We start from the raw sequence: 25,075 nt of genomic DNA on the forward strand, positions 1-25,075 counted from the left end.
GCGCCCAGCCTAAAGTAGGGCATAATCGAGACAGCCGCGCACGCGCTTGCTTGCCGTCCGCCTGCGCGCCCTGCGCAGGTCTGACGCCGTCGCGAGGCTATCAAGATGCAATTTGACGAGTTCGAGCTCTTTTCTTCCGATACCGCCGCCGGCACCGTGCCGGCCGAAGCGGCGTCGCCCCTGGTGCGCTTGCAATACCTGGTCGACAACACCCCGGCCATCATTTATTGCACCGTGCCCAGCGGCGACTTCAAGATGACCTTTGTCAGCAACAACGCCCTGAATGTGCTGGGCTACCGGCCCGAAGAGATGGTGGCCGATCCGAACTTCTGGTTCGACCATATCCATCCGGACGACGCGCCGGCCATCTTTTCCAGCCTGGCGCTGGTGTTCACCGAGGGCCAGCGCGCCTACGAGTACCGCTTCCGCATCCATGACGGCAGCTATCTGTGGATGCACGATACGCTGCGCCTGATCCGCGACGAGCACGGCAAGCCGCTGGAGGTGATCGGCTCGCTGACCGACATCACCGCGCGCAAGCGCATGGAAGAGGCGCTGCAGTCCAAGGGCGTCGAGCAGCAGGCGCTGATCGCCGAACTGCGCGACGCCCACGAGCAACTGCTGCAATCGGAGAAGATGGCGTCGATCGGCCAGCTGGCGGCCGGCATCGCGCACGAGATCAACAACCCGGTCGGCTTCGTCAATTCCAACATGGGCTCGCTGAAGAATTACGTCGGCACGCTGCTGGGCGTGATCGACCAGTACGAGCAGGCGGCGGCGCCGCATCCGGCGCTGGCGGCCCAGCTGGCGGCGCTGCGCAGTCAGGCCGACCTGGAGTTCCTGAAGGACGACGTGACCGACCTGGTGCGCGAATCGATGGACGGCCTCAAGCGGGTCAAGGACATCGTCCAGGCGCTGAAGGATTTTTCCCACGTCGGCGAGACCGAGTGGCAGGTGGCCGACCTGCACCACGGCCTGGACAGCACGCTGAACATCGTCAGCAACGAGATCAAGTACAAGGCGCGGGTCGAGAAGCAGTACGGCGTGCTGCCGCCGGTGACCTGCCTGGCCTCGCAGCTAAACCAGGTGTTCATGAACCTGCTGGTCAACGCCGCGCACGCGCTGCGCGAGCAGGGCGTGATCACCATCCGCACCGGCGCCGCCAACGACTGGGTCTGGATCGAGGTCGGCGACAACGGCGTCGGCATCGCGCCGGAAAACCTGAACCGCATCTTCGAGCCCTTCTTCACCACCAAGCCGGTCGGCAGCGGCACCGGGCTGGGCCTGTCGCTGTCCTACGGCATCGTCAACCGCCACGGCGGCCGCATCGAGGTCGCCTCGACGGTGGGCCAGGGCACGCGCTTCACGGTGCACCTGCCGGTGCAGCCGTCGCAGGCTAAAGGATGATGGAGCCGTCGGCGTCGCGCTTGACCCGCAGCAGGCCGGGCTCCTCGGCTTCCAGCCGCTGCGCCTCGAGCTCCTGCGGCGTGGCGCCGGGCTGACCGACCAGCTCGGCGCGCAGCGCCAGCGCCTGCCGCACATTCTGTTCCAGCTCGGCCACCTCCCACGGCTTGCTCATGAAGCGGAACGCCTGCGCCTGGTTGATGGCGCTCAGCATGGTGTCGAATTCGGTCGAGGCGCTCAGCATGATGCGCACGGTGTTCGGCGCCACGTCCTTGAGCGCCTGCAGCAGCTCGCCGCCGCTCATCTGCGGCATCATGTAGTCGCAGATCACCAGGTCGAAATCGCAGGCGCAGATGCGGTTGAGCGCGTCGAACGGATTGGTGAAGCTTTCGATCTGCGGCGGCGCGTCGCGCAGCGCCTGCGTCAGCGCGCGCTGCAGCGCGTTGAGCACATTCGGTTCGTCGTCGACCAGCAGGATCTTGCTCATGTCGCCCCCTTGGCGTTGCGCACCCAGATCGCCAGCCGGTTGCCGCTCTTGGTTTCGAAATCCTGCACCTGCTGGATCATGCGGGCGTCGAGCACGTGGTCGACGGACAGCAGCATCAGGCCGTCGCGGCTGACCAGGTCGCGCGCCAGCACCATGCCCGGCACCAGTTCGCCCGACAGCACCTCGACCCCGGCGCCGGCGGTATCGCCGCCGTCGATGATCTGGCGGAAGGCCGCCACCACATGCGGGTCGTAGCGCTTGCCGCTGGCGTCGAGGATCAGCGACTTGGCCTCGTCCGGCCGCAGGTGGCGCTGCACCATCGCGCCCTGCTGCAGGTTGTAATAGTCGGCCGCCAGCGCCAGGATGCGCGCGCCCAGCGGGATCGCCAGCCCCGCCAGGCCGTCGGGGAAGCCGTTGCCGTCGAAGCGCTCGAGCTGGCAGCGCAGGATGGCGGCGCTGCCGCGCAAGTCTTCCAGCGGCATCAGCAGCTCCTCGGCGCGCACCGGATGCTTGCGGAACAGGGCCAGCGATTCGCCCTTCAGCATGGTCAGCGGGGTTTGCAGCAGATCGTCGGCAAAGCCGATCTTGCCGATGTCGTGCAGCAGCGCGGCGATGAAGATGTCCTGGCTGTCGCGCCCGTCGAGCTCCATGCGCACCGCGATCTGGCGCGCCAGGTCGGCCACCAGGCGCGCGTGGCCGGGCTGGTTGTGCGCGCGCAGCTCGATCATGCTGGAGAAAATCTTGATGGTGGTGACGAAGTTGGTCTTGAGCTTGCCATTCGCGGCCATCGTCGCGTCGTGCTCGGCCTTGAGCTGGCGGGTGCGCGCCTCGACCTTGGCCTCCAGGCTCTGGTTGAGGGTTTTCAATTCCTCGTTCTGGCGCAGCGTCAGCGTTTCCAGCCGCAGCTTTTCCTGCTCCAGCCCGCGCCGTTCCAGCGCGTGGCGCACCACCAGCAGGATGTCGCCGTCTTCCCACGGCTTGGTGATGTAGCGGTAGATCTCACCGCAATTGATGGCGTCCTGGATCGACTGGATGTCCGAATAGCCGGTCAGCAGCAGGCGCATGGTGTCGGGCCAGCGCGCCCGCACCTGGGCCAGGAACTGGGCGCCGTTCATTTCCGGCATGCGCATGTCGGAAATGACCAGGTCGACCGCTTCCTTTTCCAGCACTTCCAGGCCCTGGGCGCCGCTCTCGGCCAGCAGCACGCGGTAGCCGGCCGGGCGGAACAGGCGCCGCAGCGACGACAGGATGTTCGGTTCGTCGTCCACGCACAGCAGCGTGGGGACTGCGGCCGCGGCGGCCTGCGGCGCCGGCGACAGGGCGGTATTCATGGCTGCTCCCCGGCGGCGGCGTCGGTGTGGCGTACCGGCAGGCGCACGCGGAAGCAGGTGCCTTTGCCGAGCTCGGTTTCGACCTCGATGCGGCCGCCGTGCTTTTGCACGATGCCATAGGCCAGCGACAGCCCCAGTCCGGTGCCCTTGCCGACCGCCTTGGTGGTGAAGAAGGGATCGAAGATGCGCGACAGCGCCTCCGGCGCGATGCCGCTGCCGTTGTCGCCGATCTCGATCCAGACCTGGTCGCCGCCGTCGGTACCGGTGCGCACGGTGATGCGGCCGCGCTGCTCGCCGATGGCGTGGGCGGCGTTGACCACCAGGTTCATCACCACCTGGTTGATCTGCAGCGGCAGGCATTCGATGTCGGGAATGTCGCCGTATTCCTTGACCACGTCGGCCTTGTACTTGACCTCGTTGCCGACGATGTTGAGCGTCGAATCGATGCCGCGGTGCAGGTCGGTCCAGACCCATTCCTGGTTGGCGTCGACCCGCGAAAAGTCCTTCAGGTCTTGCACGATGTGGCGCACGCGGACGATGCCCTCGCGCGACTCGGCCATCAGGGCCGGGATGTCGGTGCGCAGGAAGTCGAGGTCGATCTGCTCGCGCCGGCTCCGCAGCGCGGCGGCCTCGGCGGACGAGCCCATGCCGGCCTCGGCCTGCTCGTAGGCGGCCAGCATCTCGAACAGCTGGTCGAGATAGGTTTGCAAGGTGGTGAAGTTGGAAAAGATGTAGCCGATGGGGTTGTTGATCTCGTGCGCCACGCCGGCCGCCAGCTGGCCGATCGAGGCCAGCTTGTCGGCCTGCACCAGTTGCTGCTGGGCGCGCGACAGTTTGTTGTTGAGTTCGGTCAGTTCCAGGTTGCTGTGGCGCAGCTCGGCCTCGGCCAGGTGGCGCTGGCGGATGTCTTCCTGTAGCTGCTCGTTCATGTCGGCCAGCTGGGCGGTGCGCTTTTCCACCACGTGCTCGAGGTTGTCGTGCGCGCGGCGCAGCGCGTTCTCGGCCACGCGCCGCTCGGTGACGTCGCGCAGCGTCTCGATCGCGCCGACCACCCGGCCGTCGCTGTCGCGCAGCGGCGCGGCGGTGAAGTGCAGCCAGTGGCCGCGGGCGCCGATGTTGGGGAAGAAATCCTCGGCCTCGAAGGCGCCGGGGATCAGCGCCGACGGCTGGTACTTGCCGGCGTAGTGCAGCTCCAGCTGGTCCGGGCCGCCGGCCACGATCAGGTCGGCCAGCACCGGGCGCGGCTTGGGATAGAAGGCTTGCCAGTGGTTGCTGGTGCCGATCATGTCGAGCTTGCTCCAGCCCAGCAGGTGTTCGCAGGCGCGGTTCCAGTGGGTGATCACGTGCCGGTTGTCGATGGCGAAGGTGGGGACCGGATGGCCCTCGAAAAACTCCGACAGCGCGATTTCCGCGTAGGGGAGGGCGCCGGCGGCCAGCGGGGAGGTGGGCGAGGTATTCATGGCGTCAGCATCTGGCACATATCGTGGAACATTTTTTCGGTCTCGCTGAAAATGCTGTCGCAGGCGGCTTCGCTCAGCGCCAGCGTCTGCCACACGGCGGCCGACAGCGGCGGCGCCTGGTCGTCCTCCTGCTCCGACAGGTCGAGCGCGTGGGCCAGGATGTTGGCCAGGTAGATCACCGTCGACAGCGTGACCGGCGCGCCGCGCACCGCGCGCTCGCCGGCCTGGTGGTGTTCCGCCACCGCCAGCTGTATCGGCGGCGGAAACTTCCAGTGCGCGGCCAGCGCGCTGCCGACGGCGGCGTGGTCGACGCCGAACACGGCCGTCTGGGCCTGCGCGCTCATGCAGTCGTGCTCGCGGCGGTAGGCGCCGACGCGCCGGTATTCGTCCGGGAAGCGGGTGCACATCACCAGCGTGCCGAGGTCGTGCAGCAGGCCGGCGGTGAAGGCGGTGTCCGGGTTGAGGCGGTAGTGCGGCGCCAGCACGCGGGCGCAGACCGCGCTGGCGATCGCGTGGCGCCAGAAGGCCGGGAAGTTGAAGTCGTTGCCGGGGCCGGGCTTGAAGCTGCCGGTCACCGAGCAGGCGGTGACCAGGGTGCGGATGCTGTGGAAGCCCAGCACCGAGATCGCTTGCTGGATGGTGGTGACCTTGGCCGGCATGCCGTAGAACGAGGAGTTGGCCAGGCGCAGCGTCTTGGCCGTCAGCGCCTGGTCGAGCGTGATGCGGGCCGCCAGCGCATGGGTGTCGATGTCTTCCTGGTCCATGGTGGCCAGCAGCTCGCTGACCACCGCCGGCAGCGAGGGCAGGTCGCGCACCGCCTTGATGATGTCGTCGGCGGTCATGGCGCTTGGCGCCCGCGGTAGGCGCGCAGCCGCTCCAGCAACAGCAGGCTGCCGGCGCCGTCGGCGCGGTGGCGGAACAGGTGCTCGAGGCGCTGCAGGCGGCGTTCGCGCTCGCGCGCCAGCACGGCGGGGTCGACCGGTTCGGCCGCGGTGCGCACCACGCAGCGCTCGATGCCGCGCCGGCGCAGCGAGGCCAGCATGCCGTCGGTCAGCGCCGCGTCCTGCGGCAGCAGCACGCTGCCGTTGGCGTCGAGCAGCGCGCTCGCCAGTATCATGCCGGCGGCGGCCTGGTCCAGGCCGATTTCACTGGTGTTGCTGTCGGCGTTCATCAGGGTTGCTCCATTTTGCTGAGGGTGATCAGGCTGCCGCGCGAAGCCGAGCGCTCGCCCATCGGATACATCAGGACTTCGTAGCGCTGGCCGCCGATGCTGGCGGTGTGGCGGCTGGGGCTGGCGGCGCCGGCGTCGTCGGCCGGGAACAGCTCGGGCAGCACCACGCCGGCCTCGTGGCCCAGCAGGCCGCCGCCGTGGCGGAACAAGCCTTCGGCGGCGCCGTTGATGAAGGCGATCATGCCGGCGTCGTCCATGCCGATCACCGCCAGCGGCAATTGCTGCAGCAATTCGCGCGCGACGTTCAGGCTGATCTCGTCGCGGCTGATCTGGCGCTGCTTTTCCTGCAGCAGCTGTTCCATGCGGCGGTTGGCGGCGGCCAGCTCCTGGTTGGCGCTGCGCACTTCGAGGTGCAGGCGCTCGTTGTCGTCGGCGATTTCCTTGACCCGGAAGGCTTCGGCGATATGGCCGCGCAGCTGGTCGTCGTCCCACGGCTTGGTCAGGAATTTGTAGATCGCGCCCTCGTTGACGGCGTCGGTCACCGATTGCAGCTCGGTATAGCCGGACAGCATGATGCGGATCGTGTCCGGCGCCAGCTGCCTGGCCTTGCGCAGGAAGTCGGCGCCCAGCATGCCCGGCATGCGCTGGTCGGAGACGATGACGTCGACCGGATGCTGGGCCAGCACCTCCAGGCCCTGCGGGCCGTCGCCGGCGGTGTAGATCTGGTAGTTGTCGCCGCGCAGCAGGCGCTTGAGCGCGGCCACGATGTTGGGCTCGTCGTCCACCAGCAGCAGGCGGCGCGGCGGCTTGTGCATGCGCAGCAGGTGCGGCGGCAGCGCGCGCCCGGCGGCCAGCAGCGCGTGCAGCTCGCCCGGCGGCAGCGGCGGCGCGAAGAAATACCCCTGGATCTGGTCGCACATATTGCGGCGCAGGAAGTCGCACTGGCTTTCGGTCTCCACCCCCTCGGCCACCACCTTCATGCCCAGGTGGTGGGCCATGGCGATGATGCTCTTGGACATGGCCGCGTCGTTGCTGTCGGTGACCACGTCGCGGATGAAGTCGGCGTCGATCTTGATGGCGTCGAAGGGATAACGCTTCAGGCTGCTGAGCGAGGCGTGGCCGGTGCCGAAGTCGTCCAGCGTCAGGCACAGGCCGCGCGCCTTGAAGCCGGCCAGCACCTCGTCGCAGTAGGCGCCGGCCTCGGTCAGGGCGACTTCGGTGATTTCCAGCGCCAGCGCGGACGGTGTGATGCCGTAGTCGTCCAGCGTGGCGGCCACGGCGGCGCCGAAGCCGGGATCGCGGAACTGGCTGGGGGCGACGTTGATGGCCACCTTCAGGTTGGCCTGGCCGCCCTGGCGCCAGTGGTGCAGGTCGCCGCACGCGCGCCGCAGCACCCAGTGGCCGATGGCGGCCGTCATGCCGGCCGCCTCGGCGCGCGGCAGGAAGTCCTGGGCCGACAACAGGCCCAGCTCGGGATGCTGCCAGCGCACCAGCGCCTCCAGGCTGGCCACGGCGCCGGTCTGCAAGTCCACCAGCGGCTGGTAGAGCAGGCGCAACTGGTCCTGCGCCAGCGCCTGTTCCAGCGCGGCGTCCAAGCGCGGCTCGGTCGCCGCGATCGCGGAGGGGAGTACGGGCTGTTCCACGGCTGAACTCATCGGCACGCCTATCAAAATAGTAGTGGCTGATCGCAAGAATCTCAATCGATTATACGGCCACGCTTGCTTTTCTTGTCACACCGGTCAACTTTTTTTGCGGCCTGCGCGCACGCGCGGAAAAGCCGGCGCTGTTGCTTATCCGAGACTATGCCTGCGCGGCGGGCAAATTTCGGTATGATAGGTTGCTACAATAAAAAAACCGAGGCACCCGTCGGACCAACGCTGTTTTGATAGGGGGATGCGGCAATGACACAGGCATGGGTAGTGCTCACCGGTCCGGACGGACGCGATGTGGCGGCGCCGTCCGAAGCCCAGATGGCGGCGGTGTTGGCCGAGGTCTACAGCGGCAAGGCCGCCAGCCCCGACGGCGGTCCCGGCAGCGCCGTGCTGCGCTTCGGCTATGACGACGGCCTGATGTACGAGATGGAAGTGTCGGGCGGCGGCGCGGTGCGCTTCGCCGAATGGTCGGACCGCGATTGCGAAATCGCGCTGGCCAGCCCGCGCCTGATGACGGCGCTGGCGCAAGCCGATGCGCTGCAGCTGTGGCGCCTGATGGCGCAGCGCCAGGTGGCCAAGATCCGCAACCAACCCTGGCTCAACAACGATTGAGCGTCACCGGCGCCGCTGCTCCAGCCGCTTCTGGCAGCTGATGCACAGGCGCGCCTCCGGCCGCGCATCGAGGCGCGAATAGCCGATGTCCTCGCCGCAGTTTTCGCACAAGCCATAACTTTGATCGGCGAACTTGGCCAGCGCATGGCGCACCACGCCCAGCTGGCGCGCCGTGTGCTCGGCCGCCTCGTGCACCAGCGCGTTGAGGGTGCGCTGGCTGGCGTTGTCGGCCGGCGAGGCCTCGGCCTCGTGCGGCAAGGGCAGGCGCACGTCGGTCTGGCGGTCGAGGTCGTCCGCCAGCTGGCTGAGCAGCGCGGCGCGGGCGCGCTCCAGCCGCGCCTGCAAGGCCTGCCATTGATGGTCATCCAGTCCGTTCATGCCGCATGCTCCTTACGGCATTGGACCCGCGCCAAGCGATTTTGTTCGGCGCCGCGTCAGCCCGGGGTATGCAGGACGTCGAGATGGTGCTTGAGTTTTTCCAGCGGCGACAGGATCTGGTCCGGCTGGCCGCTGGCCAGCGCCGCGCCCAGCGACAGCAGCTCGGCGGTCAGGTCGATCAAGTCCTTGAGGCGGTCGAGCTTGCGGATCTTTTCCTGGGCGCGCGCGGTCAGGTCCAGCAGCCGCTGCTGCTGCCCGCCGAGGCCGCTGGCGGCCAGCACGGCGGCGTCCAGGTAGAGGCGGTTGGCGCGCTGGCGCAGCGCCACCTCGTTTTCAAACAGCGCCTGCGCCACGCCCTGCGAGATGCCGGGCAGGCTGGGCAGGCTGGGCGTCGGGTCCTGCGGCTGGCGGCGGATGGCGCGCATCAGGCGCGTGTGCAAGGCGTCGGCGCAGGCCGACAGGCTGTCGGCCAAGGCTTCGATCTCATCCTGGTTGTGCGGGTCTGGCATGGCGCCTCCGGTTTATTTGGGTTGCGGGATCTGGCTCAGCAGCGCGCGGTGGCTGCGCTCGATGGCGTCCAGGTTTTTTTGCGCCAGCGTGTAGCGCAGGCCGACCAGCCGGTATTCGGCGCTCTTGCTTTGCTGCTGGGACTTGGCCAGGGCCAGCAACAGCCGGTTGGGCTGCGGATCGACAAAGGGGATCTCCACCTCCAGCATGCCGAGCACGGTTTTCTGTTCGTTGTCGTTGCTCTTGTCGTACAGCCGCAGCAGGGTGCGCATGGCGTCCAGCAATTCCTGCATCGGCTGCCGGCCGTCGAGCATCAGCTGGTTGACGGCGTTTTCCTGCATGGGCAGCGTGACGGCGCGGGTGAGCAGCCGCGTCAGGCCGGCGAAGGCGTTGACGTGGCGGTCGGCCAGGCCGGTGTCGGGCCAGGCCTTGATGCCGCCGCTCAAGCCCTTGACCTGGTCCTCGAGGTCGTACTGGTCGTCGCCGGCCAGCTTGCCGAGCGCCTGCATATAGGCTTGCACGCCGTACTGCAGCTTGACGAAGTCGTCGCAGGCGTCCTGGCGCTGGCGGTCGAGCGCCCGCTCGCGCTGGTCGGCGGCGGCCGACAGGAAGGGTTGCTCGCGCTGGTAGGTGCCCCGGTAGCGCTCGGTCAATTCGTGATACGCGTTCAGCTTGGGCGACTGGGCGGCGAACGCGCGCACCTCCGCCATGCGCGGCGTGCTGCTGGCGCAGCCGCCCAGCAGGGCCGCCAGTCCGAGGATCAGGAACAGACGAGACAGTTTCATAAGCACTCCGCAGGTTGTGAGGGATATTGTTGCCGCTGGGGATATTACCGTGTTGCGAATGCGCAGCAGACTAGGCGGTGAGCGCGGCGCGCCAGCCCAGGCCGGCGTCGGTGTCGCCGGCCGGCAGGTATTCGCAACCGAGCCAGCCGTCGTAGCCGATCTGGTCGATGAAGGCGAACAGGTGGCGGTAATTGATCTCGCCGGTGCCCGGTTCGTGGCGGCCGGGGGTGTCGGCGATCTGCATGTGCTTGATCAGCGGCAGGTGGGCGCGGATCGTGTTGCTCAACTCGCCCTCCATGCGCTGCATGTGGTAGATGTCGTACTGCAGGAACAGGTTGGGGCAGCCGGCCTCGGCGATGATATCCAGCGCCTGCCGGCTGTGGTTGAGGAAGTAGCCGGGCATGTCGTAGTGGTTGATCGGCTCGATCAGCAGGTCGACGCCGGCCGGCCGCAGCAGCCCGGCGGCGTAGCGCAGGTTGTCGAGATAGGTGTCGCGGGCGCGCGCCGGATCGAGGCCGGCGGGCGTCTTGCCGGCCATGCAGTGCAGCCGGCTGACGCCCAGTTCGGCCGCGTACTCCAGCGCGACGGGCACGCCGGCGCGGAATTCCTCGATGCGGCGCGGATCGCAGGCCATGCCGCGGTCGCCGCCGTTCCAGTCGCCGCAGGGCAGGTTGAACAGCACCAGCTGGAGCCGGTGGCGGCGCAGGCGCTCGGCGATCTGTTCGGCCTCGTGGGCGTAGGGGAAGAGGAATTCGACCGCCTCGAAGCCGGCGGCGCGGGCCAGGGCGAAGCGCTCCAGGAAGGGCGCGTCTTGGTACAGCATGGACAGGTTGGCGGCGAACTTGGGCATGGCGGCTCCGGGGCGAACTGTGGCGGAGCCGCTATCCTAATCCAAATGCCAACTTTGTGGCGGGCAAAAAAAAGCCACCGCGAGGTGGCTTCCACTGCTTAGCGGCCGCGGCCGCCGGAGCGGTGCTGGGCTGCCGAGCGCGGGGCGTTGCCGCCGGTGCGCGGGCCGCCGCCGTTGCCGCCGCCCGGCGCACCGGGCGCGCGTGGCTTGCCGCCGCCACCGCCGCCGGCCGGCTTGGCGCCGGCCGTGGCAGGTTTGGCGCGGCCGCCGCCGCTACGGCCGCCGCCGCCGCCGTTGCGGTGGCCGGGGCCGCCGCTGCGCAGTTGCACCGGTTGCGGACGCGCGTTGGGATCCGGCTCGAAGCCCGGTATCACTGCGCGCGGCAGGGTTTGCTTGATCAGCTTTTCGATGTCTTTCAACATGTCGTGCTCGTCCACGCAGACCAGCGACACGGCTTCGCCGGTGGCGCCGGCGCGGCCGGTGCGGCCGATGCGGTGCACATAGTCTTCCGGGATGTTCGGCAAGTCGTAGTTGACCACGTGCGGCAACTGGTCGATGTCGATGCCGCGCGCGGCGATGTCGGTGGCGACCAGCACTTGCAGCTTGTTGTCCTTGAACTCGGACAGCGCCTTGGTGCGCGCCGACTGGCTCTTGTTGCCGTGGATCGCCATGGCGCCGATGCCGTCGCCGCCCAGCTGTTCGACCAGCTTGTTGGCGCCGTGCTTGGTGCGGGTGAACACCAGCACCTGGTTCCACTGGTTGGCCTTGATCAGGTGCGACAGCATGGCGTGCTTCTTGTCACGGTCGACCGGGTGGATCAGCTGGGCGATCACTTCGACCGCCGAGTTGCGGCGCGCCACTTCGATCATGGCCGGCTTGTTCAGCAGGCCGTCGGCCAGCGCCTTGATCTCGTCCGAGAAGGTGGCCGAGAACAGCAGGTTCTGGCGTTTCGGCGGCAGCGCGGCCAGCACTTTCTTGATGTCGCGGATGAAGCCCATGTCGAGCATGCGGTCGGCTTCGTCGAGGATCAGGATCTCGACCTTGGACAGGTCGACGGTGCGCTGTTCCATGTGGTCCAGCAGGCGGCCCGGGGTGGCGACCAGCACGTCGACGCCGTGCTTGAGCTGCTTGATCTGCGGGTTGATGCCGACGCCGCCGAAGATCACGGTGGAGTTCAGCTTGGTGTACTTGCCGTAGATGCGCACGCTTTCCTCGACCTGGGCCGCGAGTTCGCGGGTCGGGGTCAGGATCAGCGCGCGGATCGGACGGGCGGCGGTGTTGCTGGTGATCGCCGCGCCTTTGGCGTCGGTCGACAGGCGGTGCAGGATGGGCAGCGTGAAGCCGGCGGTCTTGCCGGTGCCGGTTTGCGCGCCTGCCAGCAGGTCGCCGCCGTTCAGGACCGCAGGGATCGCCTGGGCCTGGATGGGGGTGGGCGAGGTGTAGCCGGCTTCGGTAACAGCGCGGACGATAGCGTCGGACAAACCGAGGGAGGAGAATGACATATTAACTTTATGTAAAGATCGGCCTGTCGCCGTTCAAGGCGCCAGTCGCAGGCAATCGGTTGTTGTATTGATCGCGGCTAAGGACTGGTCAGGGGGCCGCAAGTCTTAGTATAGCAGCTAAGCTCGCCTTATGTTTCATTTAGGAAATGAAAAAGGGAGCATTCGCTCCCTTTTTTTGTAACAAAGTTTCTTCTTTTGCCCCGCGCGGGGCGCGCGCTTAGGCGAACGGCGTCAGCAGGCCGACCATCTGGCCGAAGATCTTCGGGCTGGCGGCGATGATGTCGCCCTTGTACAGGTAGTCGGACTCGCCGTTGAACTCGCCGACGATGCCGCCCGATTCGGTCACCATCAGCGAACCGGCGGCGATGTCCCAAGGCTTCAGGCCTTTTTCATAGAAGCCGTCGAGGCGGCCGGCGGCGACGTAGGCCAGGTCCAGCGCGGCGCTGCCCGGGCGGCGCACGCCGTGGCAGCGTTCGGCCATGATGCCGTACATCTTCAGGTATTCGTCCAGCGCCTTGGCGTTGCCGGCCACGTAGCCGGTCGACAGCAGCGCGTTGGCGATGCGGTCCAGCTTGGTGACGCGGATGCGCTTGTCGTTCAGGTAGGCGCCGGCGCCCTTGGTGGCGGTGAACAGGTCGTTGCGCACCGGGTCGTAGATCACCGCTTGCGTGATCACGCCGCGCTGCGCTAGCGCGATCGAGATCGAGTATTGCGGGAAGCCGTGCATGAAGTTGGTGGTGCCGTCGAGCGGGTCGATGATCCAGGCGTATTCAGTCTCGTCGTTCAGTTTGGCGGAAGCGCCCGATTCCTCGGCCAGGAAGGCGTGGTCGGGATAAGCTTTGGACAACACTTCAATGATCGCCTGTTCGGCGGCCTGGTCGACGTCGGTGACGAAGTCCTTGTGGTTTTTCTCGGTGACGATCACGCGGTCGAGATCGAACGAGGCGCGGTTGATGACGGCGGCGGCGCGGCGGGCGGCTTTGATCGCCGTGTTGAGCATTGGGTGCATGTAAGCTTTTCCGTTAAAAGAACGCTAACGCCCACCGGAGGACAGGACCCGTCCGGCAGCACGATAGAGTACAAGAGTGAATTAAAGAGCGGAGCGGCGGCGACAGGGTAAAATCCGGGGAAATTCTTGTATCGATACCGCGCAATAGCGCTATTTTAAATGAACCTGCCCGAAATCAACACCAATCTTTTCAAACAGCTGCGATTTATCCTGGTCGAAACCAGCCGAGCGGGCAATATCGGGGCCGTCGCGCGGGCCATGAAAACCATGGGCTACAGCGAGCTGGTGCTGGTCACGCCGCGCTTCGAGAACGCGCTGCAGGATCCCGAGGCGGTGGCCTTCGCCAGCGGCGCCCAGGATATCCTGGGCGCCGCGCGGGTGGTGGGCAACATGGCCGAGGCGCTGGAGGGCATCAACTACGCGGCCGCCGTGTCGGCCCGGCTGCGCGAATTCTCGCCGCCGGTGCATACCCCGCGCGAGCTGGCCGGGCAGCTGGTGGCGCAGCCGGAGCTGCGTGCGGCGCTGATCTTCGGCAACGAACGCTTCGGCCTGCCGAACGAGCTGGTCGAGAAATGTAATGTATTGATCAACATTCCGGCCAATCCCGACTACTCGTCGCTGAACCTGTCGCAGGCGGCCCAGGTGCTGGCCTACGAATGCCGCATGGCGGTGCTGGAGGGCGCGGGCGTGACCCGCTCGGCCCGCCAGCCGGCCGGCGACGCCAACGAGATCGGCTTTCACGGCGAGGCCGCCAGCATCGAGCAGATCGAGGGCATGTACCAGCACCTGGAGCAGGCGCTGGTGCGGATCGGCTTTCTCGACGCCGGCAATCCGCGCAAGCTGATGCCGCGCCTGAAGCGGCTGTTTTCGCGCGCCCAGCTGGAAAAAGAGGAAGTCAACATCCTGCGCGGCATCGCCCGCCACATGGCGGGCCGCCAGGGCCAGGGGAAAGACTGAGCACGGCCCTGGCCGGCTCGCCACCGTGCTGCGCGGCCGCCGGGACCTGCTCTGCATCGAGACCGGCCGCGGCCGCGCGCGCCGCATGCCGGCCGAATTCTGCGACGCCTACCTGCCGGCCGTGGTCGCGGCGGCCTAGACGCCGCCCTCTATTTTTGCGTTAAGGCGGCCCGGCGCTTTGCCGTACACTAGGCAAAAATATACCAAGACGGACGGAGACATGATTACCCGCAGATCTTTCCTCAAGATCGGCGTGGCCGGTGCGATCACCCTCGCGGCCGGCGGCGCCCTCTATCGCTGGTCGCAAGCGCCGGCCACCGCCCACCGTTTCATGCTTGAAGGCGCCGCCTGGAGCGTGCTGGCGGCCGTCATCCCCGCCATGCTGGGACCGGCGCTGCCGGCCGCGCCCGCCGCCCGCGCCGCCGCCGTGCAAGCCGCCTCCGGGCGCGTGCGGGACGCCGTCCTCGGCCTGCCGCTGGCCACGCAAAAAGAAGTGCAGGACTTGTTTGGCCTGCTGGCGCTGGGGCCGGCGCGGCGCCTGCTGGCCGGCGTCGCGGGCGGCTGGGAACAGGCCGAGCCGCAACAGGTCGCGGCCTTCCTGCAAGGCTGGCGCACACACCGGCTGGCCACGCTGCAGGTGGCCTACATGGCCATGCACGACCTGATCATCGGCGCCTGGTACGCCGATCCGTCCACCTGGGAAGCGATCGGCTATCCCGGCCCGATCAAGGAGTTGCTGGCATGAGCGTCATCCCTGATCCGATACAGGCGGGCCTGGCGGCCGGCTGGCACGTCACCGACTGCGCGCAGCTGCAGGCCGACAGCACGCTGGAGGCCGACGTGGTGATCGTCGGCAGCGGCGCCGGCGGCGGCGTCACGGCCGAGATCCTGGCGCTGTCCGGCCTGCGCGTGATCATCGTCGAGGAGGGCGCCCTGAAGTCGTCGAAAGATTTCAAGATGCGCGAGTCGGAAGCCTATCCGGCGCTGTACCAGGAATCGGCCGCGCGCAAGACGCGCGACAAGGGCATCAACATCCTGCAGGGCCGCACCGTCGGCGGCACCACGGTGGTCAACTGGACCAGCAGTTTCCGCACGCCGCCGATCACGCTCGATTACTGGGGCAGGCATTTCGGCCTCAAGGACTACTCGACGGCGGCGATGGCGCCGTGGTTCGGCATGATGGAGCAGCGCCTCAGCATGGCCGAGTGGGCCGCCCCGCCCAACGAAAACAACGACCTGCTGCGGCGCGGCGCGGCCAAGCTGGGGATACACACCGCCATCATCCCGCGCAACGTCAAGGCGTGCTGGAACCTGGGCTACTGCGGCATGGGCTGTCCGACCAACGCCAAGCAGTCGATGCTGGTCACCACGATACCGTCGGCCTTGCAGCACGGCGCGAGCTTGCTGACGCGCGCGCGCGCCGAGCGCCTGGTGATCAAGGGCGACAAGGCGGTCCAGCTCGACTGCGTGGCGCTGGACGCCGACGGCCTGGCGCCCAGCGGCCGCCGCGTCACGCTGCGCGCCAAGCATTTCGTCGTGGCCGGCGGCGCCATCAACACGCCGGCGCTGCTGCTGCGCTCGACCGCGCCGGACCCGCGCGGCCTGCTGGGCAAGCGCACCTTCCTGCATCCGACCATCATCTCGGCCGGCCTCTTCGAGCAGCGCGTGGATGCGTATGCGGGCGCGCCGCAATCGGTGTATTCCGACCACTTCCTGCACACCGGGGCGATCGACGGGCCGCTGGGCTACAAGCTGGAGGTGCCGCCGCTGCATCCGCTGCTGCTGTCGACCACCATGGCCGGCTTCGGCGCGCCGCATGCCGAGGCCATGCGCCAGTTCCCGCATGTGCACGCGATGCTGGCGCTGCTGCGCGACGGCTTCCATGCCGAGGCGCCCGGCGGCAGCGTGGCGCTGGCCGCCGACGGCGCGCCGGTGCTCGATTATCCAATCAGCGAGTTCATGTGGGACGGCGTGCGGCGCTCGATGCTGACCATGGCGGAAATCCAGTTCGCCGCCGGCGCCAGGAGCGTGACGCCGGCGCACGAGCTGGCGCAGGCCTATACGACCTGGGAACAGGCCAGGGCCGGCATCAACGGCCTGCCGTTCAAGCTGCTCGCCACGCGCGTGGTGTCGGCGCACGTGATGGGCGGCTGCGGCATGTCCGACGACGAGCGGCTGGGCGTGACCGGCGCCGACGGCCGCTATCACGGCCTGGCCAATGTCTCGGTGCACGACGGCTCGCTGTTCCCGACCTCGATCGGCGCCAATCCGCAACTGTCGATCTACGGCATCGTCGCGCGGCTGGCCAGCGGCCTGGCGCGGGAACTGACCGGCAGGCCGGCGGCGCGGCCGGCGCCCGCCGCCTGAGCACGCGCGGCGCGCAGCGCGGTATGATGCAGGCATGATCAAACGTCTGCTTATCCTTCTACTGCTGGTCCAGGCCGCCGGCGTGCTGGCGCTGGCCGCCGCCGCGCAGCGTTGGTGGCAGCCGGGCTGGCCGGCCAGCCTGGCGCTGGGCCTGGCCGCGCTGCTGCTGGTGCGGCTGGCGATCTCGGCCAACAACTTCCTGCTGAGCTGGCATTCCGGCAGCGTCACGCCGGCCGCCCACGCGCTCAACCCGGCCAGCGCGGCCAGCCTGTTCCTGCACGAGTTCAACTCGTCGGTGCTGACCTCGTCCTGGTATATGTTCCAGCCGATCGGCATGCGGCTGCAGCCGGACGCGCGCGGCCTGCCGGTGCTGCTGATCCACGGCTATGTCTGCAACAGCGGCTACTGGCTGCCGATGAGCAAGCTGCTCAGGCAGGCGCGCATCAGCCACTACGGCATCGACCTCGAACCGCCCGGCGCCTCCATCGACGACTTCGTGCCGCAGGTGGCGGCGGCGGTCGAACGCCTGTGCGCGGAGAGCGGCAGCGAACAAGTCATCATCCTCGGTCACAGCATGGGCGGGCTGGTGGCGCGCGCCTATCTGCGTCGGCACGGCCACGCGCGCATCGCCCGTGTGGTGACCTTGGGCACGCCGCATCACGGCACGGCGCTGGCGCATTTCGGCCCGGGCAGCAACGCCGCGCAAATGCGGCGCGGCAGCGAGTGGCTGGGCGCGCTCGCGGCATCTGAGGCAAATTTGCAACGGACGTTGTTCAGCTCCATTTATTCTGTCCATGACAACATCATCGCGCCGCAGGATTCCAGCGCGCTGCCGGGCGCGCGCAACCTGGTGTTCGGCGCCATAGGCCACGTGGCGCTGGGCCACCACCCGGAAATCATGCGCTGCGCGCTGAGGGAAATCGAGGCCGCCGCGCGACTGTGACTTTGTGTGAGTATCTGCGTTCCTTGTTGCTGTATGGTTATTCCTATGCAGCGTGAAACAAGGCGAGGCGATGGCGATCGATTTCGGCAACCTTATCCTGAATGAAACCCCCGATGCCGTCGTGCTGACGTCGCTGGACGGCGAGGTCGTCTGCTGGACCAACGGCGCGCAGGCCGTGTTCGGCTACAGCCCGGCGGAAGCCACCGGGCGCCGCCTGGTCGAGCTGATCGTGCCGCCGGCGCTGGCCGACGAGGAGCGCGCCGTGCTGCGCCGCACGCTGGAGCACGGCCTGTCCAGCTACGAATCGATGCGCCGCGCCAAGGACGGCGCGCTGGTCTACATCGACAGTTCCTGCAAGCTGGTGCGCGACGAGGGCGGCCGGCCCCGGTATATCCTGTGGAGCAAGAAGGACGTCACCGCGCTCAAGGTGCTGCGCGACGCCAAGCTGGTCGAGGCGCGCTACGACGGCATCCTCGAATCGATGCCGGACGCGATCGTCATGGCCAACGCCAGCGGCCGCATCGTGCTGGCCAACGGCCAGGCCGAAACCCTGTTCGGCTATGCGCGCGGGGCGCTGCGCGGCATGTCGCTGGAGGCGCTGATGCCGGCCCGCTTCCGCCACGCCCACATCGCGCACCGCGGCGGTTTCGCGGCCAAGCCGCTGATGCGGGCGATGGGCTCGGGCCGCGACTTGTACGGCCTGCGCAGCGACGGCGTCGAGTTCCCGGTGGAGATCAGCCTGAGCCCGGTCGAGACCGAGGAGGGCGTGCTGGTCATGAGCGCGATCCGCGATATCGGCGCGCGCAAGCGGATCGAACGGGCGCTGCAGGAAAAGAATGTCGAATTGGCCAAGGCGGTGGCCGCCAAGGACCGTTTCCTGGGCGGCATGTCGCACGAATTGCGTACGCCGTTGAACGCGATTATCGGTTTTACAGGTACTATGTTGATGAAGTTGCCCGGCCCCATCAATGACGAGCAGGGCAAGCAGTTGCGCATGGTGCAGAGCAGCGCCCGCCAGCTGCTGTCGCTGATCAACGACCTGCTGGAGCTGACCCGTATCGAGTCGGGCAAGGTGGCGCTGGAGCTGGCGCCGCTGCCGTGCGGCCAGCTGATCGACGAGGTGCTGGCGTCGTTCCGGCCGCAGGCCCGCAGCAAGGGGCTGGCGCTGGAATTTGTCGGGCCGCCGGGCGGGGTGACGGTGTCGAGCGATCGCCGGGCCCTGCAGCAGATTTTGATGAACCTGGTCCACAACGCGATCAAATTCACCAACAGCGGCACGGTGCTGGTGCGGCTGGCGACGGCGCTGGTGGGCGCGCGCTGCTGCGTGACCATCAGCGTCAGCGATACCGGCATCGGCATCGACGCCGGCCAGCGGGAGAGCCTGTTCCAGGCCTTCTCGCAGCTGGACGCCGGCGCGATCCGGCAGTTCGAGGGCACCGGCCTGGGCTTGCACCTGAGCCGCAAGCTGGCCGCGCTGCTGCGGGGAGAGATACTGTTCGATAGCGAGTACGGCGTCGGCAGCGTGTTCACGCTGGCCTTGCCGATGGAATAATAAAGAGAATGGGAGTCCCAACGTGTCAGCACGTATCCTGATCATCGAAGACAACGCCACCAACATGGAATTGATGGTGTATTTATTGCGCGCTTTCGGCTACACGCCGCTGTCGGCCAGCGATGGCGAGGCGGGCGTGGCGGCGGCCAGGCGCGAGTTGCCCGACCTGATCATCTGCGACGTGCACCTGCCCAAGCTGGACGGCTACGGCGTGGTGGCCGCGCTCAAGAGCGACGACGCCGTCAAGCATATTCCGGCGCTGGCGGTGACGGCGCTGGCGATGGTGGGCGACCGCGAAAAGCTGCTGGAGGCCGGCTTCGACGGCTATATCGGCAAGCCCATCGAGCCGGACACCTTCGTCACGCAAATCGAGTCTTTTTTAGTCGGGGCGATGTCGACCCCGGCTAAAAACGACATCGCCACGATCCTGATCGTGGACGACCATGTGCTGAACCGCGAATTCCTGATGACGCTGCTGAGCTACGGCGGCCATCGCCTGCTGGAGGCGGCCAACGGCGCCGAAGGCTTGAAGGTGGTGCTGGCCGAGCGGCCCGACCTGGTCATTTCCGACATCCTGATGCCGAACATGGATGGCTACGAATTCGTCACCCAGCTGCACAGCAATCCGGAGACGGCCAACCTGCCGGTGATCTTCTACACCGCCACCTACCGCGAGCGCGAGGCGATGGCGGTGGCGCAGTCGTGCGGCGTGCGCTGGGTGCTGCCCAAGCCGTCCGACCCGGACGTGATCCTGCGCACCGTGCACGAGGCGCTGGGCCTGGCCGAGGTGGCCGAGGAGGACGCGCTGCCGGCGTTCGCGCCGGAGCCGCCGCGCGAAGGGCGCTTCGACAATATCGACCACCAGGTGGCCGAGTACCTCGGCGAGCTGGAGTCGAGCAGCCTGCGGCTCTCGCAGCTGGCCGGCGACACCGACGAGGCGGCGTCGGAAAACCTGTCGCTGATGACGCAGCGGCTGTCGCACTCGCTGTCCAGCCTGCAGGCGGTGAGCCTGCGCCTGACCGCGCTGATCGAGCTGGGCATCGAACTGGGCGCCGAGCGCGACCCGGGCGCGCTGGTGGAGATCGGCTGCCGCGTGGCGCAGAACATCTGCGTCTCCAAGTATGCGTGCATCGGCGTGCTGGCGCCGGGCGCCACCGAGCTGGCGTATTTCGCCAGCTGCGGCGCCGGCGTGCCGACCCGCCAGATCGCCCAGGCGCCGCGCGCCGGCGTGCTGCGCGGCCTGCTGGACCAGCGCCTGCCGTGCCGGATCAACGACCTCAACGGCGACCCGGCCAACATCGGCCTGCCGCCCAGCCACCCGCCGGTGCATTCCTTCCTCGGCGTGCCGATCGCCTCGCGCGAGCGCACCCACGGCTGGCTCTACCTGGTCGACAAGCTGGGCGCCGAGGGCTTTTCCGAAGTCGACGAGCGGGTCGCCGCCACGGTGGCGGCGCAGATCTCGGTGGCCTACGAAAACCTGCTGCTGTACGACGAGATCAAGCGCCACCACGCGCAGCTGACCTTGGACATGAACGCCCGCATCCGGCTCGACGAGGACCTGCGCCGCTTCCGGCTGGCGATGGACGCCACCGCCGACGCCATCTTCCTGGTCGACCGCGCCGGCATGTGCTTTGTCGACGTCAACGCCACCGCCTGCCGCATGCTGGGCTTCGAGCGCGAGGACTTCCTCCAGGTCGGCCCGAACCGCGCGCTGGAGGGCGACCTGGGCAAGCTGGAGGAGCTGTACGACAAGCTGCTGTCGGGCGACCAGAGCGGCGCCATGGCCGAGCTGCTGCTGCAGCGCAAGGACGACACGCCGCTGGCGGTCGAGGTGCAGCGCCGCACCCTGCGCTCCGGCGCCAGCTGGATCCTGGTGGCGGTGGCGCGCGACATCACCGAGCGCAAGGAGGCCGAGCAGCGCCTGCTCAAGCTGGCCCACTTCGACACCCTGACCGGCCTGCCCAACCGCAGCCAGTTCTACGATTCGCTCGGCCATTCGCTGCGCCAGGCGGCCGAGCACAAATGGTCGCTGGCGGTGCTGTTCCTCGACGTCGACCGCTTCAAGAACGTCAACGACACGCTGGGCCACACCATCGGCGACGAGCTGCTGCGGCAGTTCTCCAGCCGTTTGGTGGATTGCCTGCGGGTGCGCGACACCATCGGCCGCTTCGGCGGCGACGAGTTCGCCGCCATCCTGATGCTGCCCGAGGGCGCGCAGAACGCCATCGCCGTGGTCGACAAGATCCGCGAGGCGCTGCGCCGGCCGTTCGACCTCAAGGGCCACGAGGTGACGGTGACGGCCAGCATCGGCATCGCGGTCTACCCGGACGACGGCGCCGAGCCCGACACGCTGATCCAGTACGCCGACACCGCCATGTACCGCGCCAAGGAAGCGGGGCGCGACGCCTTCCGCTTCTTCACCGCCGAGATGAACGCGCAATCGCTGGCGCGGCTGGACCTGGAGAACGCGCTGCGGCGCGCCATCGACAACGAGGAGTTCGTGCTGCACTTCCAGCCCAAGGTGCACATCGCCAGTGGCCGCATCAGCGGCGCCGAGGTGCTGATACGCTGGAAGCGGCCGGGCCACGGCATGGTGTCGCCGGCGCTGTTCATCCCGATCCTGGAGGAGACCGGGCTGATCGTGCGGGTCGGCACCTGGGTGATCCACGAGGCTTGCCGCAAGATCGCCCACTGGGGCAAGACCAACGCCGGCGCGGTGCACCTGTCGGTCAACGTCTCGGGCATCCAGTTCTTCGTCGGCGGGCTGGAGGAGGAGGTGCTGAAGGCCATCCGCGAGCACGGCATCGCGCCCGAGCTGCTGGAGCTGGAGCTGACCGAAAGCTCGCTGATGTCCAACGCCGAGGAAACCATCACCGTGCTGCAGAACCTGAAGGCGCTGGGGATCCAGATCTCGATCGACGACTTCGGCACCGGCTATTCGTCGCTGGCCTACCTGAAGCGCTTCCCGATCGACAAGCTGAAGATCGACATCGCCTTCGTGCGCGAAGTGACCAGCAACCCGGACGACGCCGCCATCGTGCTGGCCATCATCAACATGGCGCACAGCCTGAAGCTGGACGTGATCGCCGAGGGCGTCGAGAAGGAGGCGCAGCTGTCCTACCTGCGGCGCCACGGCTGCGACGAGATGCAGGGCTATTACTTCAGCCGGCCGCTGCCGGAGGACGAGTTCGAGGCGATGCTGCGCGAGGGCCGCTACCTGCAGGCGCCGGCCGACGAGGCGGTGCTCGAGCAGCAGACCCTGCTCATCGTCGACGACGACGCCTTCATGCTCGACGTGCTGACCGATTTCCTGTCGCAGGACGGCTACCGCATCCTGACCGCGCAAACCGCCGCCGAGGGCTTCGACATCCTGGCGCGGCACCGGGTGCAGGTGATCCTGTGCGACCAGTGCATGCCGCTGATGAGCGGCACCGAGTTCATGGAGCGGGTCAAGAACCTGTGCCCGAACACCTTCCGCATCATGCTGTCGGCCTACGCCGACCTGACGCCGATCATGGCGGCGATCAACCACGGCGCCATCGACCGCTTCTACACCAAGCCGTGGAAGGGCGCGGTGCTGCGCGAAAACATCCGCGAAGGCTTCCGCCTGCACGCCCAGGTGCACGGGCCGGTGGTCGCGCTGGCCGCCGTGGCCGACACCCTCAAGGAGTAAGTTTGGGCATTTTCGATTTTTTCCGCGCCACCCCATCCCCTGACCAATTCGCCCGGCTGGTGCTGCGGGCCTTCGCCGACGCCGGCTACGGCGAACCGCTGCACTACGACGCCGACGACTTCCGCCTGCTCAGCGCGGACGGCAAGTCGCAGGTGCACAACCTGCACAATGTCTACCGCGAATACCAGGCCGCGCCGCGCCGCGGCCGGCAAGCGGTGCTCGACACCTATGTGCGCGCGTTCCAGATGTCGGGCCTGCCGGAGAGCTTCGCCGAAGCGCGCGGCGCGCTGCTGCCGCTGGTGCGCGGCCGCGCCACGCTGGAGTTCCTGCGGCTGAAATCGTCCGCCGCGCCGGAGCGGCCCAGCCCCGACGCCAGCGCGCCGCTCAGCGCCGACAGCGTCATCATGCTGGCCTACGACAGCGAACTGTCGATCCAGACGCTGACCGGCGACACGCTGCGCGACTGGGGCGTGTCGTTCGACGAGGCGCTGGCGGTCGCCATCGACAACCTGCGCGACGCCACCGTCTCGCACTTCGGCCAGATCGCGCCCGGCGTCTACATGGGCGCCTGGGACGATGCCTACGAAACCTCGCGCATCCTGTTCCCGGACATCTTCTACCAGCTGGAAGTGGGCGGCGAGCCGCTGGTCATGATGCCGACCCGCAATCGCCTGCTGGTGGCCTCGGCCAACGACCACGGCGCCCAGCTGCGCATGCTGACCCTGGCGCACGAGATGGCCGAAGAGGGGCGCATCGTCTCGGCGCTGATGTACCGCTTCGCGCACGGCAAGGCGGTCGAGCATGTGCCGGAGCACGCCGGGGTGCTGGCCTCGCTGGAGGAATTGAAGCGCAGCTACCTGGCGGAAGACTACGCCAGCCAGAAGCGCCTGCTGGACGAGCAGTACGAAAAGGACGGCGTCGACGTGTTCGTGGCCAGCTACCAGCTGCTGCGCAAGCAGGAGGGCGGCAACACCATCAGCTACGGCGTCTGGACCGAGAGCGTCGACACGCTGTTGCCGGAGGTGGACATGGTGGCGCTGGTGGCGCGGACCGAGGGCGACCAGACCGCGACCTCGTTCGTCGCCTGGGCCGAGCTGCGCGCCCACATCAAGGAGCTGAGCCGCAGCGAGGAAGGCTATCCGGCCCGCTACCGGCTCAAGACCTTCCCCAGCAAGGAGTTGATCGCCGGACTGGCGCCGACCGAGCTGTAGGCGGCCTGCGGTCGCCATTAGATAGCGCTCTCTAGTTGGCCTGGCTTACAATGGGGCATGTAGCGAACTCACGGGATGGAAATGGCTAAGAAGCTGAAGAAGAACGACGACCAGCCACTGGAAGTGGTGCGCATGTCGTCGCAGGAAATCTGGCAGGCCGGCCTGAGCGCCTTTGCCAAGGCGCAGGAGGAGGAAGGCAAGTTCTTCTCGATGCAGCTGTTCGAGGAGCGCGTGCTGCGCGCGCTGAGCTCGATCGGCGTGCCGACCTCCGCGGAGATCGAGGCGCTCAACCGGCGCATCGACGCGCTGAGCAAGCAGGTGGCGGCGCTGACGCCCAAGCCGGCCAAGCCCGCCGTCAACAAGACCGCGCCGGCCGCCAAGCCCGCCGCGCGCAAGCCTGCCGCCAAGAAATAGCCGACGATCGCGGCAATTCGGCGGCATTTCCCCTATCTGGCGCCATCAGCCCCGCATGTGCGCGTAAAAGCGCGCTTGGATGTTCACCTCCATGGGGCATCGGTGTTATGCTTGCAGGAGAATAAACAGAGGTCTCATTGCTATGCTACAAAAAGCACCCCGCCGCACCCGCGAACGCATACTGGAACTGTCGTTGCGCTTGTTTAACGAATTCGGCGAGCCGAACATCACCACCACGGTGATCGCCGAAGAGATGAATATCTCGCCGGGGAATCTGTACTACCACTTCCGCAACAAGGACGATATCGTCAACTCGATCTTCGTCCAGTTCGAAGCCGAGATCGAACGCATCCTGACCGTGCCCAACGGCCGCCGCTCGAATATCGAGGATGTCTGGCTGTACCTGCACCTGATGTTCGAGCTGATCTGGCGCTACCGCTTCTTCTACCGCGACCTGAACGACCTGCTGTCGCGCAACCGCAAGCTCGAACTGCACTTCAAGCAAATCCTGGCGCACAAGATCAAGGTCGCCAAGCAGCTGTGCGAAGACCTGCGCAGCGAAAAATCGCTGGAAGCGTCCGACAACGCGATCGACGCCATGGCCACCAACATGGTGGTGGTGGCGACCTATTGGCTGTCCTACGAATACGTGCGCAACCCGCGCAAATACAGCGAGCAGCAATCGATGGCCGATGCGCTGGCGCGCGGCTGCTACCAGGTGCTGTCGCAGATCGGCCCGTACCTGCGCAATGAAACCAGTTTGCTGTTCCAGAAACTGTCCGAAGAATATCTGAAGAAGCTCAAGTAAGC

General features: G+C 67.4%; 23 protein-coding genes. 11 read left to right on the forward strand and 12 right to left on the reverse strand.

Annotation, left to right across the window (positions count from 1 at the left end; all coding sequences use genetic code 11):
* Positions 1 to 105 precede the first annotated feature (105 nt).
* Positions 106 to 1,407 (forward strand): ATP-binding protein, encoded by a 1,302-nt coding sequence (locus ACEN9F_RS28685; RefSeq protein ID WP_413425723.1) that lies wholly within the window; start codon positions 106 to 108, stop codon positions 1,405 to 1,407.
* On the opposite strand, the gene ACEN9F_RS28690 is transcribed toward ACEN9F_RS28685, so the two are convergent.
* The 6 genes from ACEN9F_RS28690 to ACEN9F_RS28715 are packed head-to-tail and all read right to left on the reverse strand — an operon-like array spanning position 1,397 to position 7,508.
* A complete protein-coding gene (locus ACEN9F_RS28690) occupies positions 1,397 to 1,891 on the reverse strand; it encodes a response regulator (RefSeq protein ID WP_413425725.1) in 495 nt (164 codons plus the stop codon). The genes ACEN9F_RS28685 and ACEN9F_RS28690 overlap by 11 nt on opposite strands.
* On the reverse strand, positions 1,888 to 3,222 hold the full coding sequence (locus tag ACEN9F_RS28695) for an HD domain-containing phosphohydrolase (protein ID WP_413425727.1): 1,335 nt from the start codon (positions 3,220 to 3,222) through the stop codon (positions 1,888 to 1,890). The genes ACEN9F_RS28690 and ACEN9F_RS28695 overlap by 4 nt, the downstream gene beginning before the upstream one ends.
* A complete protein-coding gene (locus ACEN9F_RS28700; protein ID WP_413425729.1) occupies positions 3,219 to 4,682 on the reverse strand; it encodes an ATP-binding protein in 1,464 nt (487 codons plus the stop codon). Before ACEN9F_RS28700 ends, ACEN9F_RS28695 begins: the two co-directional genes overlap by 4 nt.
* Positions 4,679 to 5,524, reverse strand: a complete 846-nt coding sequence (locus ACEN9F_RS28705; protein ID WP_413425731.1) for an HDOD domain-containing protein — start codon at positions 5,522 to 5,524, stop codon at positions 4,679 to 4,681. Before ACEN9F_RS28705 ends, ACEN9F_RS28700 begins: the two co-directional genes overlap by 4 nt.
* Positions 5,521 to 5,853, reverse strand: coding sequence for a hypothetical protein (locus ACEN9F_RS28710; protein WP_413425732.1), 333 nt, complete (start codon positions 5,851 to 5,853; stop codon positions 5,521 to 5,523). Before ACEN9F_RS28710 ends, ACEN9F_RS28705 begins: the two co-directional genes overlap by 4 nt.
* Positions 5,853 to 7,508, reverse strand: a complete 1,656-nt coding sequence (locus ACEN9F_RS28715; RefSeq protein WP_413425734.1) for an EAL domain-containing protein — start codon at positions 7,506 to 7,508, stop codon at positions 5,853 to 5,855. The genes ACEN9F_RS28710 and ACEN9F_RS28715 overlap by 1 nt, the downstream gene beginning before the upstream one ends.
* Positions 7,509 to 7,754: 246 nt before the next feature.
* Here ACEN9F_RS28715 and ACEN9F_RS28720 point away from each other — a divergent pair, with 246 nt between their 5' ends.
* Positions 7,755 to 8,117: a hypothetical protein gene (locus tag ACEN9F_RS28720; protein WP_413425736.1), complete on the forward strand. Its 363-nt coding sequence runs from the start codon at positions 7,755 to 7,757 to the stop codon at positions 8,115 to 8,117.
* Positions 8,118 to 8,120: 3 nt separating this feature from the next.
* Here the strand turns inward: ACEN9F_RS28720 and ACEN9F_RS28725 are convergent, their stop codons facing one another.
* From ACEN9F_RS28725 to ACEN9F_RS28750, 6 genes are all read right to left on the reverse strand, one after another.
* Positions 8,121 to 8,495: a TraR/DksA family transcriptional regulator gene (locus ACEN9F_RS28725; protein WP_413425738.1), complete on the reverse strand. Its 375-nt coding sequence runs from the start codon at positions 8,493 to 8,495 to the stop codon at positions 8,121 to 8,123.
* 56 nt (positions 8,496 to 8,551) lie between these two features.
* Complete coding sequence (locus tag ACEN9F_RS28730; RefSeq protein WP_413425740.1) at positions 8,552 to 9,004, reverse strand: hypothetical protein; 453 nt, start codon at positions 9,002 to 9,004, stop codon at positions 8,552 to 8,554.
* 12 nt (positions 9,005 to 9,016) lie between these two features.
* Entirely contained in the window at positions 9,017 to 9,787 is a 771-nt protein-coding gene (locus ACEN9F_RS28735) for a hypothetical protein (RefSeq protein WP_413425742.1), read from the reverse strand.
* Between the two features lie 70 nt (positions 9,788 to 9,857).
* Positions 9,858 to 10,637, reverse strand: coding sequence for a hydroxypyruvate isomerase (gene hyi, locus ACEN9F_RS28740; RefSeq protein WP_413425744.1), 780 nt, complete (start codon positions 10,635 to 10,637; stop codon positions 9,858 to 9,860).
* Between the two features lie 98 nt (positions 10,638 to 10,735).
* A complete protein-coding gene (locus ACEN9F_RS28745; RefSeq protein ID WP_413425746.1) occupies positions 10,736 to 12,139 on the reverse strand; it encodes a DEAD/DEAH box helicase in 1,404 nt (467 codons plus the stop codon).
* A gap of 217 nt (positions 12,140 to 12,356) precedes the next feature.
* Positions 12,357 to 13,139: an inositol monophosphatase family protein gene (locus ACEN9F_RS28750; RefSeq protein ID WP_413427208.1), complete on the reverse strand. Its 783-nt coding sequence runs from the start codon at positions 13,137 to 13,139 to the stop codon at positions 12,357 to 12,359.
* Between the two features lie 168 nt (positions 13,140 to 13,307).
* On the opposite strand from ACEN9F_RS28750, the gene ACEN9F_RS28755 reads away from it, so the two are divergent.
* From ACEN9F_RS28755 to ACEN9F_RS28795, 9 genes are all read left to right on the forward strand, one after another.
* The gene (locus ACEN9F_RS28755; RefSeq protein WP_413425747.1) at positions 13,308 to 14,105 is read left to right on the forward strand and encodes an RNA methyltransferase; all 798 of its coding nucleotides are present in this window, start codon (positions 13,308 to 13,310) and stop codon (positions 14,103 to 14,105) included.
* Positions 14,106 to 14,325: 220 nt separating this feature from the next.
* Positions 14,326 to 14,850, forward strand: coding sequence for a hypothetical protein (locus tag ACEN9F_RS28760; protein WP_413425749.1), 525 nt, complete (start codon positions 14,326 to 14,328; stop codon positions 14,848 to 14,850).
* Entirely contained in the window at positions 14,847 to 16,472 is a 1,626-nt protein-coding gene (locus ACEN9F_RS28765) for a GMC family oxidoreductase N-terminal domain-containing protein (protein ID WP_413425751.1), read from the forward strand. The genes ACEN9F_RS28760 and ACEN9F_RS28765 overlap by 4 nt, the downstream gene beginning before the upstream one ends.
* A 34-nt stretch (positions 16,473 to 16,506) precedes the next feature.
* Positions 16,507 to 17,415, forward strand: a complete 909-nt coding sequence (locus ACEN9F_RS28770) for an esterase/lipase family protein (protein ID WP_413425753.1) — start codon at positions 16,507 to 16,509, stop codon at positions 17,413 to 17,415.
* Between the two features lie 70 nt (positions 17,416 to 17,485).
* Complete coding sequence (locus ACEN9F_RS28775; RefSeq protein WP_413425755.1) at positions 17,486 to 18,967, forward strand: PAS domain-containing sensor histidine kinase; 1,482 nt, start codon at positions 17,486 to 17,488, stop codon at positions 18,965 to 18,967.
* Positions 18,968 to 18,989: 22 nt separating this feature from the next.
* Positions 18,990 to 22,640 (forward strand): EAL domain-containing protein, encoded by a 3,651-nt coding sequence (locus ACEN9F_RS28780; RefSeq protein WP_413425757.1) that lies wholly within the window; start codon positions 18,990 to 18,992, stop codon positions 22,638 to 22,640.
* A gap of 2 nt (positions 22,641 to 22,642) precedes the next feature.
* Entirely contained in the window at positions 22,643 to 23,851 is a 1,209-nt protein-coding gene (locus tag ACEN9F_RS28785) for a hypothetical protein (protein WP_413425759.1), read from the forward strand.
* Positions 23,852 to 23,932: 81 nt separating this feature from the next.
* Entirely contained in the window at positions 23,933 to 24,265 is a 333-nt protein-coding gene (locus ACEN9F_RS28790; protein WP_413425761.1) for a phasin family protein, read from the forward strand.
* A gap of 142 nt (positions 24,266 to 24,407) precedes the next feature.
* The gene (locus ACEN9F_RS28795; protein WP_166100382.1) at positions 24,408 to 25,073 is read left to right on the forward strand and encodes a TetR/AcrR family transcriptional regulator; all 666 of its coding nucleotides are present in this window, start codon (positions 24,408 to 24,410) and stop codon (positions 25,071 to 25,073) included.
* The last annotated feature ends 2 nt before the right edge of the window (positions 25,074 to 25,075 follow it).

The organism is Duganella sp. CT11-25, from assembly GCF_047302815.1.
Lineage (GTDB): Bacteria > Pseudomonadota > Gammaproteobacteria > Burkholderiales > Burkholderiaceae_D > Rugamonas.